The sequence below is a fragment of the Candidatus Thiodiazotropha endolucinida genome, from assembly GCF_001715975.1.
GTDB lineage: Bacteria > Pseudomonadota > Gammaproteobacteria > Chromatiales > Chromatiaceae > Thiodiazotropha > Thiodiazotropha endolucinida.
The window spans coordinates 105,201-120,489 of the sequence record NZ_MARB01000004.1 but is presented as its reverse complement, the minus strand read 5'-3'; the positions used below and the strand labels follow the sequence as shown (position 1 = coordinate 120,489).

Below are 15,289 nucleotides of genomic sequence, written 5' to 3'. Positions count from 1 at the left end.
GATACTTTAATCGTTTTGTTATTCAGATTTGCTCGTTGCCTTAGTCCGCAAACGGCAGTGATTCCGCTGATGATTCGGGTTAAACTGCCCATCTTGAGTCTGCGGATGACGAATCGTTTAAATGTCTTATCAGGTACTTGCACGTAAATGGCGGCCCCAGTTGTTCAGCCAATTGGTAGGTCAGCAACATGTGGTGAAAGCGCTTACCAATGCGTTGGAACGAGAACAACTGCATCACGCCTATCTGTTTACCGGAACACGCGGTGTGGGTAAGACAACCCTGGCAAGAATCTTTGCCAAATCATTGAATTGTGAAAAGGGGATCAGTGCAACTCCCTGTGGTGTGTGCGATGCCTGTCGTGAGATCGATGAAGGGCGGTTTGTCGATCTCCTTGAGGTTGATGCCGCATCGAGGACGAAGGTGGATCAAACCCGGGAGCTATTGGAAAATGTACCATACGCACCGGTACGGGGACGCTACAAAGTCTATCTGATTGATGAAGTCCACATGTTTTCGGCAAGTAGTTTCAATGCCTTACTGAAGACTCTTGAAGAGCCACCTCCACATGTGAAGTTCATTCTGGCCACCACCGATCCGCAAAAGGTGCCGGTGACTGTACTCTCACGCTGTCTCCAGTTTAACCTCAAGCGCCTCAGCAGGGAGCAGATCGAGTCACAGCTGCGCCACATACTGCAACAGGAAAAGATTCTCCACGATGAACTGTCCCTCTCCCTGCTCGCCAGAGGGGCCGATGGCAGCATGCGTGACGGGTTGAGCCTGCTCGACCAGGCCATCGCCTTCGGTGGTGGAGAGGTCAAGGGATCCGACGTCTCTGTTATGATCGGCACAATCGGTGCGGATCAGATCTATCTTTTGCTTGAGGCGCTGGCGAAATCGGATGGACAGGGTGTGATGTCCCTGGTAGCAGAGATGGCCGAACGAGCGGCCGACTTCAGCAATGCCCTGCAAGAGCTGCTGGCCATGCTGCATCAGATCGGGATGTTGCAGATCGTGACGCAGTATGAACCTGATGAGGCCTATGATCCACAGCGCCTGCGGGGGATTGCACAGGCGATTTCTCCGGAGGATGTGCAGCTCTATTATCAGATTGTGCTGTTGGGGCAGAAAGAGCTGGATCTGGCGCCCGATCCGCGCAGCGGTTTTGAGATGGTTCTACTCCGGCTGTTGGCGTTCAGGCCGGATCAGCCTGAAGCGGTACCCAGTGAATCAGGCGGTTCGCAAGCCAAGAGCCGTGGCATACCGAGCGACAATCCGGCTGACCGGAAGAGAGCGGACGTCAAAACCGCCGTGCAGCCCGCAAACAATCCATCTGCAACGGATCCCTCCGATTGGGGGGGCTTCGTCAATGCAATGGATTTGGGTGGTATCACCAGCCAACTTGCCCATAACTGTACCTTTGACAGTTGGGATGGGAAGACCCTGCGCCTGACCCTCGATGCCTCAATGAAGCAGCTACGGGTCGGTCAATCGGAAAAGCGCTTGTTGGAGAGCATTAAGCGGATCCTGGGAAGAGAGATGAAACTCCTGATCACGGAAGCGGTCCCCGAAAATGAGACACCGGCGATGCGTCAGAAACGGCAACGGCAGGAGCGTCAAAAAGAGGCTGAATCCGCGATGATGAATGATCCCCTGGTACGGGAGATGGAGGAGCGTTTTTCGGCGCGTCTCCTGACCGATTCCGTCAGGCCGGTGGATGATCCGGGGGGTTGAGGGCAAACAACACCGGCCAGGCTTTGGCGGTTTCTGAGAATATCAAATTAACACACTGATATTTATGGGTAATTATCTGTGTCTTAAAGTGGTTTCCAGGATCGTATTTGGTTGTTACACATCGAACCCCGGTACTGATGATGGGGGGCAATAAATGAATGAGATGAGGTTATATCCATGAAGGGCGGTTTAGGCAACTTAATGAAACAGGCGCAGAAGATGCAGGCTGAAATGCAGCAGGCGCAGGAGCGTTTGGCACAGGAAGAGGTTACCGGTGAGTCTGGCGGCGGACTGGTCAAGGTCACCATGAATGGCAAACATGAGGTGCGTCGGGTCGAAATAGACGACAGCCTGATGTCGGATGACAAGGAGATGCTGGAAGACCTGGTCGCTGCGGCACTGAACGACGCCTCACAAAGAGTCAGCCAGAAGATGCAGGAAAGCATGTCCGGATTGACGGCCGGCTTGGGATTGCCACCGGGGATGAAACTTCCGTTCTGAGGCGATATGAATTTTTTAAACGGGATTTGCCATGCCTAGTCCCTCACTGCTGCAGCAGTTGATCTCCGCCCTGAGATGTCTCCCCGGTGTGGGTGCGAAGAGTGCGCAGCGGATGGCCTATCATCTCTTGGAGAGGGATCGCGATGGAGGCAGGGAGCTGTCAAGGGTTCTAGCGCAAGCCATGGAGAGTATCGGACACTGTTCTCGCTGCCGTACCCTCAGTGAGTCCGGGCTGTGTCGGCTGTGTGCCAACCCGGAGCGAGACCCGACACAGCTCTGCATCGTTGAAACACCTGCCGACCAGGCCATGATCGAACAGGCCATCGACTACCGGGGCTGCTATTTTGTTTTAGGCGGCCATCTCTCGCCCCTGGACGGCATAGGCCCGAAGGAGATCGGACTTGATCATCTGGATGAGCGTTTTGCCGAGGGCGAGGTCAAAGAGATTATTCTTGCCACCAATCCGACAATTGAAGGTGAAGCGACTGCGCAATATATTCATGACATGGCAGAGACCCGCAAGATAAAAACTACCCGAATCGCCCAGGGTGTTCCCATGGGCGGGGAGTTGGAATATGTGGATGGTGCAACATTGGCGCACGCCTTTCGAGGGCGATCGGAATTTTGAGGAGAGAGTATGAGCGACTGCCTTTTCTGTAAGTTTGTCAATGGCGAGATTAAACCCGACAAGGTTTATGAAGATGATGAACTGCTTGCCTTCCGGGACATCAGTCCACAAGCCCCGATCCATATATTGGTCATCCCCAAACGGCATATCTCCACCCTCAACGATCTCGAATCCGATGATGAGGCGTTGATGGGCAAGCTCATCCTGGCAGCGCAGAGGGTGGCTAAAGAGGAAGGGATTGATGAGGTGGGTTACCGCACAGTCATCAACTGTAACGAGGACGCTGGGCAGTCGGTTTTCCATATCCATCTGCACCTGCTGGGTGGCCGCCATATGAAATGGCCTCCCGGCTAGAGTAAGGAGCAGGGGAATCAGTGGTGCACCAGGCCCCGAATTAATCAGTGCGCCATGTGATCCTCACTACCAACCATGCCTTCAGATCAGCCAGCTAAAACGGAAATGACGCCGCTAGCGGTTCCCTATCAACTGTCGATTACAGGCATGTCCTGTCAGCACTGCGTGGCTGCGGTGGAGAAGGCGGTTGCCAGCCTGCCGGATGTGGTGCAGGTGGAAGTCAGCCTGGCATCCAACAGCGCCAGGATCCTCGGGGGAAGTCCCGATCTGGCAATGGCTGCGATCAAGGAGGCCGGGTATGATGCACAATCGCTTGCCGACACCGCAACACATTGTCCGCTGCCAGCCACAGATCTTCAGAATCACAGCGACCCGGCGGCGCCGACGCTGACTGATGGCTACACCCTGACCATCGATGATATGACCTGCGCCAGCTGTGTCGCCGCGGTGGAGCGGGCCATCCTTTCGGTGGATGGCGTTTCGGAGGCGCAGGTCAACCTGGTGGAAAAACGTGCCCAGGTGATCGGCGGTGATCCGGAGAGGGTGGTCAACACGGTGATCGATCAGGGTTACAATGCCCGCCTTGACGTTACTCACCAGACACCAGATGAGTTGCTGTTAGCGATCACCGGTCTTGCCGAAGATGAACAGCAAGCCCGCTTATCGCAACTGTTTGAGGCACTTGACCCGAATGCCGGCCTGCATAGAGAGAAGGGTGTTTGGCGCATTCAGACCAGGCTACATCCCGCACAACTGATGATCCGGTTGGGTGAGGCGGGCATATCAGCAAGCCTGATGGAACCGTTCATCGACCCCTATGAGGAGGAGGCCGCTGTGGCGGCGGCTGAAGTCAGGCGTGCCTGGCAGCGGGCGCTGCTTGCCGGTGTTGCGGGCATCAGCCTGATGGCGGCTGAAATGACTGGTCATACTCCGCGGCTGAGTGAGTCCGGGGGTGAGAGTTTCTGGCTGGGTATCGCGATCCTGTGTCTGATCATCATGCGATTCAGCGGTGGCCACTACTATCTGGGTGCCTGGAAACAGGCCAGACATCTCTCTGCCAATATGGATACGCTGGTGGCATTGGGGACCGGAACGGCCTGGTTTGCCTCACTGCTTCTTGTGATTCAGCCGGAAGGGCTGCTGCGAACGGATAAGCTCTATTTCGACGCATCCGTATTGATTCTCGCGTTCCTCCAGTTTGGCCATGTGCTGGAGACGCGGGCCAAACGAACCACCAGTGAAGCGGTTGGCGCCCTTGTGGGACTGGCGCCGAAGATTGCACAGGTCATCCACCAAGGGAAGGAGGTGGCCGTCCCGGTTTCACTGCTGCGGGTGGGCGACCGGATTCAGGTGCGTCCTGGAGAGCGTATCCCCATCGATGGTGAGGTGATCGAGGGGACGTCGACGGTGGATGAGTCGATGCTGACCGGAGAATCGCTGCCGGTCAGCAAACAACCGGGGGATATCGTCACCGGGGGCACGATAAACCGCAACGGTAATCTGCGTTATCGGGTGACCCGGCTCGGAGAGGAGACAACGCTTGCCCATATCATCGCGATGGTGCGCAAGGCCCAGATGAGCAAACCCCCCATTGCCCGTCTTGTGGACAAGGTCTCCGCGATCTTTGTGCCTGTGGTTGTCATGATCGCCGTGATCACATTCTTCGTTTGGCTGATTCTGGCTCCGGTGCCGGCTCTGCCCTATGCCCTTACCGCCAGTATCGCGGTATTGGTTATCGCCTGTCCCTGTGCCCTGGGATTGGCGACACCCATTGCCATTATGGTGGGGACCAGTCGAGCCGCTCAGTTGAATATCCTGATCCGCAACAGCGAAGGGCTGCAGCGGGCAAGTGCGTTGACCCACCTGGTCGTCGATAAGACCGGCACGCTTACCCGGGGTGCTCCGACGGTGACCTCGCTCTATCCAGTCCCGGGTGTGGAGAGGAATGAACTCGTCACTCTCGCGGCCAGTGTTGAATCATATGCATCACACCCACTGGCGGAGGCGATTGTCGATTATGCACACCAGATCGGGATTGAACTGCTCCCCGTAGAGTCCTTTGACTCCCATCCAGGTCGGGGTGTGAAAGGGTCCATAGCCGGGTTGTCGGTGGAGTTGGGCGGGAATCAGCTCCTGAGCGTAAATCGTCTTACTCCCCCTTCGGATCTGCTGGGCCATGCCGAGCGGGAGGCCGATCAAGCGGGTACACCTGTATGGGTGATGCGCGATGGGATCTTCATGGGGCTGCTGATACTCAAGGATCCGTTGCGTCATGACAGTCTGGCGGCAGTGGAATCCCTCAGGAAGCAAGGGGTTGAGGTGGTTATCTGCAGCGGAGACAATCGCGCGACCGCGGAAGCGGTGGCCAGGGCATTAAGGATAGACGAGGTCCACAGTGAACTCCTGCCATCAGAGAAGCTCGAAGTAGTGAAGGAATTACAGCAACGGGGCTGTCGGGTTGGAATGGTGGGCGACGGTGTCAATGACGCCCCCGCGTTGGCGCAGGCGGATACCGGCTTTGCCATAGGCAGTGGTACCGATGTGGCCATAGAAAATGCCGATATCACCCTGGTCGGCGACTCATTGCTCAATGTTTCGACTGCAATTGCATTATCCAGATCAACATTAAAGAATATTAAACAGAACCTTTTTGGCGCATTTATCTATAATGTGATAGGCATTCCGATGGCAGCGGGTGTGCTCTATCCACTCACGGGTTGGTTGTTACCACCCATGTTCGCCAGTGCGGCGATGGCACTTTCGTCGGTAACCGTTGTCACCAATGCCAACAGATTACGTTTTTTTCAATCCTCGAAGGAGGCACCCTTGAGTATCACGCTGAAAGTTAACGGCATGACCTGTCCCCACTGTGTTATGAACGTCACCAAAGCCCTGCAGGCCCAACCTGGTGTAGTGAATGCGGAAGTCAGTCTGGAAGACGGTCAGGCCTTGGTTACCGGCACCGCGGATCAGACGGCCCTGGTCGATGCGGTCGTTGAAGCTGGTTACAGTGTGGAATCAGTCTCGAATTGAGGATGGCCGGCGGATTAGCTTTTTGAGCAAACAATGCAGATATCCCATTCTCTGACATTGCCATCCATGACCGTCTCGCTGGAACAGCAGCGGGAGAGCGCAGCGCGGATGACTCAAACGCTGCCGCTCGCTTCCCAAGTCGCTGAAATCGCGCCCACACTACACAGCCTGGAGCAAGTGAAACGGGCGGAACAGTTGTTACAACGTCAGCGATCGGGACCGACCTTCACTCAAGTCAGCGACGACCCTCGAAAACAGCGCGCACTCTCTTCATACCAGTCGGTGCAAACGGAACGGGAGAGAGACTATGTCAGTGAAGTCCTCGGTATCGATGTCTATGCATGATCGAAAGGGCCGATTGACATCCCTGTCAACGGATTAAGCAGCTTAAATAATCATTTCTATTCAGGAGGAAGCAGGCTGCATCGCCTCGCGAATCTTGGCATGTGTGACGATGCTGTCATCTTGTCTCAGCGTGTATTCGATGATGTGTTCGCCACTCATTGCGCGTGGATTGATTCCTGTCGCTTTCACCGCGTCATAGCTCTCAAAAAAGCGCTTCCAGGTGATTTTTCGAACTTGGTATTTCGCCCGCACTTCCGGATTATTGGTTTCGAGAAACAGTCGGTCGATCTGTTTCCACTCCCGGTACTGTTCCGGGCGCTCCATACCCAGCTTGTCGAGCCTGCTCTGGGCCTCAACATGGGTCATGCCGCTGATTAACTTCCCTTCCATAAACAGCAGGCCCTGGCGCACGGTGGTGGTGGGTGGACGGTTGTTCCACTCGGTAACCTTTGCCGGATCCTTGAACAGTTCCCGAATCAGATAGTAGGCCATGGTCTGATTCATCTTGAATGAGTAGGGGATATTGAAGTGTTTCAGGATATCAACCTGCCTGCCGTCGGGTGGCGTGAACAGACCGAGGATGTTCATGGCCTGGCCCTTGGTCAGTTTTTGATCCAACCAGATGCCCCGATCCGCCATCTCCTGGAGCATCGATTCGGTGGCAGGTTCATTTTGCCAATCCTCTTCCGAATCACGGGGCAGATTCAGGGCCGTTTCGATCTGTTCCTGGAAATTTTCGATATTGATCTTGTTGCTTTTGGCTGGGGTGAACAGCGTGTGCTTATATACTAAAAACAAGCCGATCAGTACGAAGGTGGTAACGACAGCAATTAACTCCATGGGTATTCTCCCGATTTGATTATTTTGACGACTCGATGCTATGTATGAGGACAGCGGTATTGGGTTTTGAACCTTGAGTATAGAAATGGTTTATCGCGCCAATTTGAGAACCACCACACAAATAACGGTTAATTGCAACATACGAGAATTAAAGGACTTTTTAGAAATATCAATGATCTGGAAACAATTAGGGATTGTTATTCGTGATTGCCGATCGTTGGTTTGTATCGTTCCCATCTCCTGCGTGGGAACGTAGTTGTCAGCGAGATAGCAGAGCAAGATATCGGTTCCCACGAAGGAGTGCGGGGAGCGAAGCGATCAAAAAGGATGACATGCCTGGGATTGCGGCTGCTCAACCGGGTATAAACCGGTCAGGCTCGAAGTTCAGTGTAGTGAAGATATCATCGATGGTCTCTTCACGACGAATCAGATCCACACTGCCGTCACTACGCAACAGTAGCTCTTTGGGCCGCGTCTTACCGTTATAATTGAAGCCCATCGCATGGCCATGGGCGCCGGCGTCGTGAATGATGAGGATATCGCCATCCTGGATAGCCGGCAATGGACGTTGAACGGCGAACTTATCATTGTTCTCACACAAAGACCCCACGACATCCACTGTCTCCTGTTCACCCTGCTTACCGAGCACCGAGATATGGTGATAGGCGCCATACATGCCCGGCCTCATCAATGATGACATGCAGGAGTCCACCCCTACATAGGTGCGATAGATCTCCTTGCGGTTGATGGCGCGGGTAATCAGTACGCCGTAGGGACCGGTGATGTAGCGCCCGCTTTCGAGAAAGAGCTTAGGTGCATAACCGTGATGTGCCTTGAAGGAGCGGAACAGATCTGCAATCTCACGTCCCATACTGACAATATCGAGAGGTTTTTCCTGGGGACGATAGGGAATTCCCAGACCGCCACCGATATTGATGAACTCAAATTGTATACCGAGTTTCTCAGAGAGCGAGACGACCCTGTCCAGCAGCATGCGCGCGGTTTCAACCATATAGGCGTGGTTGAGTTCGTTGGATGCCAGCATGGTGTGAAGTCCGAAGCGGCGGGCTCCCCGCTGCATGGCCTTTTGGTAGGCTTCAAGCAGCTGATCGTGAGCGACACCATATTTTGCTTCGATCGGATTGCCGATGATGCTGTTGCCACTACGCCGCTCTCCCGGGTTGTAGCGAAAACAGATCAGTTCCGGCATCCGGGGTACCTTGTCGATCAGTGAGATATCGTCAAGATTAAGCACGCAACCCCCATCCGCCTCCGCCACTGCGAACTCAGCCGCACTGGTGTTGTTGGATGTAAACATGATTTGTTCACCGCTGGCTCCGATCTGTCGGCTCAGTAATAGCTCAGCGATAGAGCTGCAATCGAAACCGAAACCGAGATCCTGCATGATCTTCATAATCGTAGGATTCGGCAGTGCCTTGACAGCAAAATACTCTCGAAAGGATTCAACCTCCTCAAACGCCCGGATGAGTGCTTCGCCGTTCTCTCTGATACCCTTTTCATCGTAGAGATGAAACGGAGTGCCAAAGTGTTCGACGATCTCCTCGAGCGACCCCGCGAGACGATTGGACAGTTCTGCTGAAATGGGCACTATAGGGCTCCACTGATTCTTTTCATGGCGTCCTGTACATTTTCAAAGCTGTTGAATGCACTGATGCGGATATAACCCTCCCCACATTTGCCGAAACCGGCACCCGGGGTACAGACCACACCGGCCTTATTGAGCAGCATATCGAAGAGGTCCCATGAGTCGCCCTGGGCGTCGATCCAGATATAGGGTGAGTTCTCACCGCCAATGCAGTTATAACCCAGACCCTCCATCTGATCACGGATAAATTTGGCATTATTGAGATAGTAGCCCACCAGCTCACTTATCTGCGTGCGTCCCTCTTCACTGTAGACAGCCTCGGCGGCACGTTGGACGGGGTAGGAGACGCTATTGAACTTGGTGGTATGGCGACGGTTCCAGAGATCCTGGATCGAGACCGCTTCTCCGGATGTTGTATATGCCTTGCAAGCCTTGGGAACAACGGTATAGGCACAGCGTGTTCCTGTGAACCCTGCGTTTTTGGAGAAACTGCGGAACTCCACAGCCACCTCATCGGCGCCCTCAATCTCGTAAATTGAGCGAGGAAGACGTTCATCCTGCACAAAGGCTTCGTAAGCGGCATCGAACAGGATCAGGGCCTTGTTGTTTTTGGCGTATTCGACCCACTGCTTCAACTGTTCCTTGGTTGCGGTTGCGCCTGTCGGATTGTTGGGGAAACAGAGATAGATCAGGTCAACCGGCGCACTGGGAAGATCGGGGATGAAACCGTTCTCCCGGGTGCCTTCCAGGTAGGTGAGACCCGTGTAGCGTCCCGCTTCGGCTTCCCCCGTCCGACCCGCCATCACGTTGGTGTCCACATAGACCGGATAGACAGGATCCGGAATAGCGACCCGAATGTCGTTGGCGAATATCTCCTGAAAATTGCCGGAGTCGCATTTGGCGCCATCGCTGACAAAGATCTCATCGGCTTCGATATTGCAGCCCCGGGATTGGAAATCCCCCTCGGCAATCGCCTTCCGCAGAAAGTCATAGCCCTGTTCAGGGCCATATCCATGGAATGTGGCGTCATTGGCCATTTCGTCAATGGCCGCATGAAAGGCTTTGATGCAGGCATCCGGCAGAGCGCGGGTGACGTCGCCTATACCCAGGCGGATTATGTGCTTGTCGGGATTGGCCTGCTGAAAAGCGGCAACACGTTTTGCAATGTCTGAGAACAGGTATGAAGCCTGGAGTTTCTTATAGTTCTCATTGATCTTGATCATGCTACACCTCAGGAAACCGAAAAACGGGCCATTATACAGAGATTATGGGTGAGTTGGAGAGTAGGTTACCGATACGGACAGGATTTCATCCCCTAACTGAATAGCTTGGAATAGGCCTCCTCCGTGAATCCCACATTCAGCGTTTTATCTGTCTCGAGTACCGGTCTTTTGATGATTGATGGCGTCTCCAACATGACGCGAATGGCGCTCTCTTCATTGATTTCAGCCTTCACGCTATCGTCCAGTCTACGCCACATCATACCGCGACGGTTGAGCAGGGCCTCCCAGCCAACCCTATCGACCCATTGGCGTAACAGTTTTTCATCAACCCCGACTTTTTTATAGTTGTGAAACTGATAGGTGATGCCGTGCTCACCCAGCCATCGAATGGCCTTTTTCATCGTATCGCAATTAGGTATGCCGTAAAGTTTTACCATCATGTTTTTCTCTTTGTGTCACTTGGATGCCAGGATATTGAATCAATCATTTCCAATGAAAACAGTGTATTGAATTGGGCTGCCTGGGAACTAAAGGCGTACGCCAGTATAAAATAGGTATATGCTATCAACCAATGGTATCTGGTAGGGTTTTATCATCCAGTCAGCTCATCTACTTTTTCCTACCGTTAAGCCGACAAACCGACGACTCCCTAGTCACAACCACCGTTTTTGGTGATAGTATCCAGCAGAACTAATATTTATGGTGTTTTCGAAAAAGGACGATTTCGATGGTTCAGATTGATCAAAATGATGGTTGGAATATCGATGCCGACCTTAGCCTGATAAGCCACAGCTGCGGCTTCGAAGCTGAATTCAAGGGTAATGAGGTCTATGGTATCAAGCAGTTTCCCATTGAGGCGACCATCCTCGATATCAGGCACATGGTCTCCAGGGCGGAAGAGATTCTCTCAGGCTCATACCATCACCAACTGAGGCGGGTAATTTCCAACCACCCTAATTAAGTACTTCAATTGAGTATAAGTCCCTAGGGTATCCTCGGCGCCACCTTTGGGAAGAACCCCTGATACTCCATATGCCACCAATTACCGCTTTGCCCCCGCTCTTCGACGGTAGTGAAGCGGTATTCGAAGCTGTCCACCCGAAGGTACCGTGGAGGGCCATCGGGGAAGGGATTATGCTCCAGTAGTGCTGTGACTGTCTCCGATCCCTGGTGCAACCGTTCTATAAAGCGGCCGAACCAGTTCATTTGCAACGGTTGTTGAGTGGGTACGAACCAGATCATCCAGTCGAGTCGTGGCTGATGAGGGATGATCATCCCGGGTGCCCGGGTTGGATCACCGGGTTTATATTTAAAGTCATAGGTCAGCCACGATTGACCGTCATTAGATCCTTGAATGACAAGCTCATGTCTCTCGGTTTGCATGGTGGGAAAGATATGGAAGATATGGCCGATACCGAACCGTTGCACGGTTTTACTAAAGTCCTGAATCACTGCTGGCACTGTCTGGGTCCGAACAAGATTAGCGCCAAAACTGATCAGGCTGGCTGGCACGATGAGTAGCGATGCGGTCACGATCAGAGCTGTCCGTAATCGTCCGGGTGATTGAACTGGCGTTTCAATCCGCTCTTGGAGCGAGGCAGGAAGCATCCGTTTCAACAACGGATCGTGCAGTAGAAACAGGCATAAAATGATAGTCAGCAGGTTGATGAAATTGTGATTGCTGGTCGCGATGATCAGTAGTTGCATCAGGATAGTGGTGCCTGCTGCAAGGTAACGGAAACGACGCGGAAAAAAGATCAGGAATGGTACCAGCAGCTCACTGAACAGGGTCAGAATCACACCGGCTTTGAGGATCAGTTCCGGCAGCTGATGGGCGTACCAGGCGCCAATATGTGGTAGTGGTTGTGTTTCAAAGTAGTGGTTAAGGGCTGTCAATCCTGACCAGGATGGATCGCCGCTGACCAATTTGAAGACACCGGACATGAAACGCAATCGAAACAACAACCAATCGAACAAGAATATCAGTAACAGATTTCCCCCGCCCACTAAGAAAATTGCGAGAAATCCTGTTTCCAACAACAGCGTGTCCCATTGAAAGTTGGTAAAAATCTGTCCGGCGTGATAAAGCGAGAGATAGAGCAAAAACAGCAGTATAAGTGTCAATCTTTGCCAACGACCAAACAGCAGGATCAATGAGAACAGAATTCCCAGCAGGCTCACGCTCTTTAGAGCCAGGTCACTGGTCCCTGTTATCCAGAAGATGGATGGAAACCATAACCGGGCTCTCTCCCCATAATGCTCCCCAGCCAGACTAAAATGTTCACTTAGCGGCAGGATACCCGATTCACCAACCAGGCCGGTGATCTGCACCGACAGAGAGGCAAAGGCCGCCAGATAGACAAGGGCCAGCAGACGCAGAAACAACCAGCTCACCAATCGCTGATCTGCGATAGGTTGAAACAGCCGGGACATGGTGGGCTTGAACTGATTCATAGGTTTATGAATAGGCGATCCTTCATTGTTGGAATTGTAACAATATGGTGCAACACGTTCGATGATACGAAGCAATGTGCAGTTACATTCGGCTTGTAAATGAAATTCATACTTGTCAGTAAGGTAAAGACTTTTGCAGAATTGAAATTCATGACATGATTCGTTCAATCGAACGGTCGCCCTGAATCCATTTAAAAAAGCATAAATTCGATCACATATCCGAATAACGGCAAAATGAAAGTAGAGATCACACCTTTAGAGGCGCGGGTAGTGGGTTGCCTGCTTGAAAAAGAGGTCACCACGCCTGACCAGTATCCACTCTCTCTTGCGGCTCTCACCAATGCCTGCAACCAGAAAAGTAGTCGTGATCCCGTGCTGCAGTTGCAAGAGTTAGAGGTTCAGAGTCTGCTCGATGAGTTGAAGAAAAAGCATCTTGTCAGCGATCGAACCGGGTTTGGCAGTCGCGTGGCTAAATATCAACATCGATTTTGCAACACCGGTTTTGGCGCGCTTGAATTCTCAACCCAGGAGTTGGGGCTTATCTGTGTGTTATTGCTGAGGGGCCCGCAGACACCTGGCGAGTTACGCAGCCGTACCAATCGATTGTGTCAATTCTCCGACGTACAAGAGGTAGAGTCGGTACTGAACGGATTGATGCAACGTGCGGATGGGCCTTTTGTGGTACGTCTTGCGCGTGAACCCGGCAGACGCGAATCGCGCTATGCACATCTGTTTTGCGGCGATGTGGAGGAAGATAGTGAATCGAACGAACCGGATCGCATGGAAAGGGGGCAGGAGGCAGATCAAGCAGCTCGAATCGAGCAGCTCGAAGCGGTACTGAATGAGATGCGCAGAGAGATCGAAAATCTCAGGGCACGGGTCGATGAATTGGAGTCACACCGCAATTGAGACATGGTCGCCGCCGCACCAGGTAACAGTCGGTCTACCATTCAATGGGTTTACCAAACCGGAAAAAACCTCCACTCGGCCCGTCATCCGCTAAAGTGGCCGCCCAGATTATACCTTCCACGCCTTCAGGAATAGACAGGGTTGCCTCTTTTCCTCCCATATCTGTCCGCACCCAACCGGGTCATATGGAATTGATTTTTATCTGCGTCTGCTTCAGTTCCTCGGAGAAAATCCGGGTCAATGCATTGAGCGCTGTCTTCGATAACCGATAGGATGGACAGCACCCCCCCATTTCACTGAGTTGCCCCATGCCGGATGAGACATTGACCACACACCCTTCTCCATCCATAAGCGGGATGAGTGCCTGGCAAAGCCGTAACGGACCAAGCGTATTCGTATCGAAGCCGTTGAGAACGTTCTCGATTTCGGCATTGAATATACTGCTTGCTGAATCCTCTGGGGAAGGGTCGGGAAATATACCTGCGTTATTGACCAAGATTTGCAGTCGTTTGTGATGTTGCCGGAAATGTTGCACCACAGCCAGTACAGAGGCTTCACTGCGAACATCCAACGGGTGGTAGGAGACATCCAGACCTTCATTTAACAGCATCTGTTGAGCGGCCTGTCCATCGACCTCATTTCGGCTGGTCATAAGGACATGGTGACCAAGCCTGGCCAATTGACGGCTGGTCTCCAATCCAAGCCCGCGGTTGGCACCAGTCACGATAGCAACGGATTTATCTGTCATGGTCTCTCTCAACAATTATTAATGGGATATGTCGGTCACAATCGGAATGATGATCAGTCTCTGATGCAGCTCAACTGAAAGATCGACAAAAATTGGGTTTAAACCTTTCAATATGAGGCATATAGGCGCAAAATTTATCATAGACGACAGACCATCTTCAGGAGTTTGGCATGATTCCGATTAACTACCAAGTCACAGGCGAAGAAGAGTACTCATTTCGTATAGAAATTGATGGAGATGGAAATTATACAGTCCATACAGGTACTTATGCGACACAGAAGCCCCGATTAGGAAAACTTACCACACATCAGGAATCTGAGCTTCAGCATGCGGTTAAATCCCTTAGGTCATTCAATGAGCACCCAAAACCGGGTGATGGACAGGCGTTTCAGGCAAAGCTGGTCGTCGGCGAAGGTGAGCAGCAGGTTGTCTATACATTCTGGGAAGGCGCCCTGGAGGAAGACGAGGAGTTGGCTTCACTGGTGAGGCAGCTGGAAGTGATCTGATCCTGAACACCAGCGGGTGATAAATAGCTGAGATTATACATTTTTGTGTCTGGCGAGTGGTTTTGATTCATCCCGGCCAGCGGGAAAAAATTGGACTTTTCAGAAATAACTGCTAGGACAATATTTATCCCCCTACAGCCATATTCTATGTGACAAAACTATGTATATAGGGTCAAAATTTCTCAGAGATGATGTTTGGGTCTGTTAACACTGATCCAAGTGGCTCTGTTGCAACTGAAATAGCGCCAAACAAGGCGTGAGGAGAGTAGTTGGGTGATTCCGGATGAACGGCTAGCAATGCGGACAGATATCATTTCAGGCATAACCCGCAGGGTCGGGGCTGATCTACCGTCCAGCGGCATTGCCATTCGCTCATATATCGCCACTGCACATCGCACATACTGCTTTAC

15 protein-coding genes are annotated in these 15,289 nt (G+C 52.5%); 9 read left to right on the top strand and 6 right to left on the bottom strand.

Going from position 1 to position 15,289, the window contains the following annotated elements; translation table 11 throughout:
• Window positions 1–121: 121 nt before the first annotated feature.
• From dnaX to CODIS_RS04330, 6 genes are all read left to right on the top strand, one after another.
• Entirely contained in the window at window positions 122–1,732 is a 1,611-nt protein-coding gene (gene dnaX / locus CODIS_RS04355; RefSeq protein ID WP_069121663.1) for a DNA polymerase III subunit gamma/tau, read from the top strand.
• A gap of 177 nt (window positions 1,733–1,909) precedes the next feature.
• Window positions 1,910–2,233: a YbaB/EbfC family nucleoid-associated protein gene (locus CODIS_RS04350; RefSeq protein ID WP_069121662.1), complete on the top strand. Its 324-nt coding sequence runs from the start codon at window positions 1,910–1,912 to the stop codon at window positions 2,231–2,233.
• A gap of 31 nt (window positions 2,234–2,264) precedes the next feature.
• Window positions 2,265–2,861: a recombination mediator RecR gene (gene recR, locus CODIS_RS04345; RefSeq protein ID WP_069121661.1), complete on the top strand. Its 597-nt coding sequence runs from the start codon at window positions 2,265–2,267 to the stop codon at window positions 2,859–2,861.
• 9 nt (window positions 2,862–2,870) lie between these two features.
• A complete protein-coding gene (locus CODIS_RS04340; RefSeq protein WP_069121660.1) occupies window positions 2,871–3,215 on the top strand; it encodes a histidine triad nucleotide-binding protein in 345 nt (114 codons plus the stop codon).
• A 105-nt stretch (window positions 3,216–3,320) separates the two neighbouring features.
• Complete coding sequence (locus tag CODIS_RS04335) at window positions 3,321–6,248, top strand: heavy metal translocating P-type ATPase (protein WP_162420133.1); 2,928 nt, start codon at window positions 3,321–3,323, stop codon at window positions 6,246–6,248.
• A 33-nt stretch (window positions 6,249–6,281) separates the two neighbouring features.
• A complete protein-coding gene (locus CODIS_RS04330; RefSeq protein ID WP_069121659.1) occupies window positions 6,282–6,593 on the top strand; it encodes a hypothetical protein in 312 nt (103 codons plus the stop codon).
• Between the two features lie 60 nt (window positions 6,594–6,653).
• On the opposite strand, the gene CODIS_RS04325 is transcribed toward CODIS_RS04330, so the two are convergent.
• From CODIS_RS04325 to CODIS_RS04310, 4 genes are all read right to left on the bottom strand, one after another.
• A complete protein-coding gene (locus CODIS_RS04325) occupies window positions 6,654–7,433 on the bottom strand; it encodes a hypothetical protein (protein WP_069121658.1) in 780 nt (259 codons plus the stop codon).
• A 352-nt stretch (window positions 7,434–7,785) separates the two neighbouring features.
• Window positions 7,786–9,042: a diaminopimelate decarboxylase gene (gene lysA / locus CODIS_RS04320; RefSeq protein ID WP_069121657.1), complete on the bottom strand. Its 1,257-nt coding sequence runs from the start codon at window positions 9,040–9,042 to the stop codon at window positions 7,786–7,788.
• On the bottom strand, window positions 9,042–10,262 hold the full coding sequence (locus CODIS_RS04315) for an LL-diaminopimelate aminotransferase (protein WP_069121656.1): 1,221 nt from the start codon (window positions 10,260–10,262) through the stop codon (window positions 9,042–9,044). Before CODIS_RS04315 ends, lysA begins: the two co-directional genes overlap by 1 nt.
• 92 nt (window positions 10,263–10,354) lie before the next feature.
• Window positions 10,355–10,702: an ArsC family reductase gene (locus CODIS_RS04310; RefSeq protein ID WP_320410397.1), complete on the bottom strand. Its 348-nt coding sequence runs from the start codon at window positions 10,700–10,702 to the stop codon at window positions 10,355–10,357.
• A gap of 287 nt (window positions 10,703–10,989) precedes the next feature.
• Between CODIS_RS04310 and CODIS_RS04305 the strand changes: the two genes are divergently transcribed.
• The gene (locus CODIS_RS04305; protein WP_069121655.1) at window positions 10,990–11,223 is read left to right on the top strand and encodes a hypothetical protein; all 234 of its coding nucleotides are present in this window, start codon (window positions 10,990–10,992) and stop codon (window positions 11,221–11,223) included.
• Window positions 11,224–11,246: 23 nt separating this feature from the next.
• Here the strand turns inward: CODIS_RS04305 and CODIS_RS04300 are convergent, their stop codons facing one another.
• Entirely contained in the window at window positions 11,247–12,716 is a 1,470-nt protein-coding gene (locus tag CODIS_RS04300; RefSeq protein WP_069121654.1) for a lipase maturation factor family protein, read from the bottom strand.
• Between the two features lie 234 nt (window positions 12,717–12,950).
• Here CODIS_RS04300 and CODIS_RS04295 point away from each other — a divergent pair, with 234 nt between their 5' ends.
• On the top strand, window positions 12,951–13,625 hold the full coding sequence (locus CODIS_RS04295; RefSeq protein ID WP_069121653.1) for a YceH family protein: 675 nt from the start codon (window positions 12,951–12,953) through the stop codon (window positions 13,623–13,625).
• 181 nt (window positions 13,626–13,806) lie between these two features.
• Here CODIS_RS04295 and CODIS_RS04290 read toward each other — a convergent pair whose 3' ends face one another.
• Window positions 13,807–14,373 carry an SDR family NAD(P)-dependent oxidoreductase gene (locus CODIS_RS04290; protein WP_320410396.1) on the bottom strand — a complete coding sequence of 189 codons (567 nt, stop codon included), beginning with the start codon at window positions 14,371–14,373 and terminating at the stop codon, window positions 13,807–13,809.
• A 170-nt stretch (window positions 14,374–14,543) separates the two neighbouring features.
• On the opposite strand from CODIS_RS04290, the gene CODIS_RS04285 reads away from it, so the two are divergent.
• The gene (locus CODIS_RS04285) at window positions 14,544–14,879 is read left to right on the top strand and encodes a hypothetical protein (protein WP_069121652.1); all 336 of its coding nucleotides are present in this window, start codon (window positions 14,544–14,546) and stop codon (window positions 14,877–14,879) included.
• Window positions 14,880–15,289: the final 410 nt, after the last annotated feature.

Coding starts and splice junctions, on each gene's coding strand:
- dnaX (WP_069121663.1), top strand. CDS start 122: ATGTCTTATCAGGTACTTGCACGTAAATGGCGGCCCCAGTTGTTCAGC.
- CODIS_RS04330 (WP_069121659.1), top strand. CDS start 6,282: ATGCAGATATCCCATTCTCTGACATTGCCATCCATGACCGTCTCGCTG.
- CODIS_RS04350 (WP_069121662.1), top strand. CDS start 1,910: ATGAAGGGCGGTTTAGGCAACTTAATGAAACAGGCGCAGAAGATGCAG.
- CODIS_RS04340 (WP_069121660.1), top strand. CDS start 2,871: ATGAGCGACTGCCTTTTCTGTAAGTTTGTCAATGGCGAGATTAAACCC.
- CODIS_RS04315 (WP_069121656.1), bottom strand. CDS start 10,262: ATGATCAAGATCAATGAGAACTATAAGAAACTCCAGGCTTCATACCTG.
- CODIS_RS04335 (WP_162420133.1), top strand. CDS start 3,321: ATGACGCCGCTAGCGGTTCCCTATCAACTGTCGATTACAGGCATGTCC.
- CODIS_RS04290 (WP_320410396.1), bottom strand. CDS start 14,373: ATGACAGATAAATCCGTTGCTATCGTGACTGGTGCCAACCGCGGGCTT.
- recR (WP_069121661.1), top strand. CDS start 2,265: ATGCCTAGTCCCTCACTGCTGCAGCAGTTGATCTCCGCCCTGAGATGT.
- CODIS_RS04300 (WP_069121654.1), bottom strand. CDS start 12,716: ATGAATCAGTTCAAGCCCACCATGTCCCGGCTGTTTCAACCTATCGCA.
- CODIS_RS04305 (WP_069121655.1), top strand. CDS start 10,990: ATGGTTCAGATTGATCAAAATGATGGTTGGAATATCGATGCCGACCTT.
- CODIS_RS04325 (WP_069121658.1), bottom strand. CDS start 7,433: ATGGAGTTAATTGCTGTCGTTACCACCTTCGTACTGATCGGCTTGTTT.
- CODIS_RS04285 (WP_069121652.1), top strand. CDS start 14,544: ATGATTCCGATTAACTACCAAGTCACAGGCGAAGAAGAGTACTCATTT.
- CODIS_RS04295 (WP_069121653.1), top strand. CDS start 12,951: ATGAAAGTAGAGATCACACCTTTAGAGGCGCGGGTAGTGGGTTGCCTG.
- CODIS_RS04310 (WP_320410397.1), bottom strand. CDS start 10,702: ATGATGGTAAAACTTTACGGCATACCTAATTGCGATACGATGAAAAAG.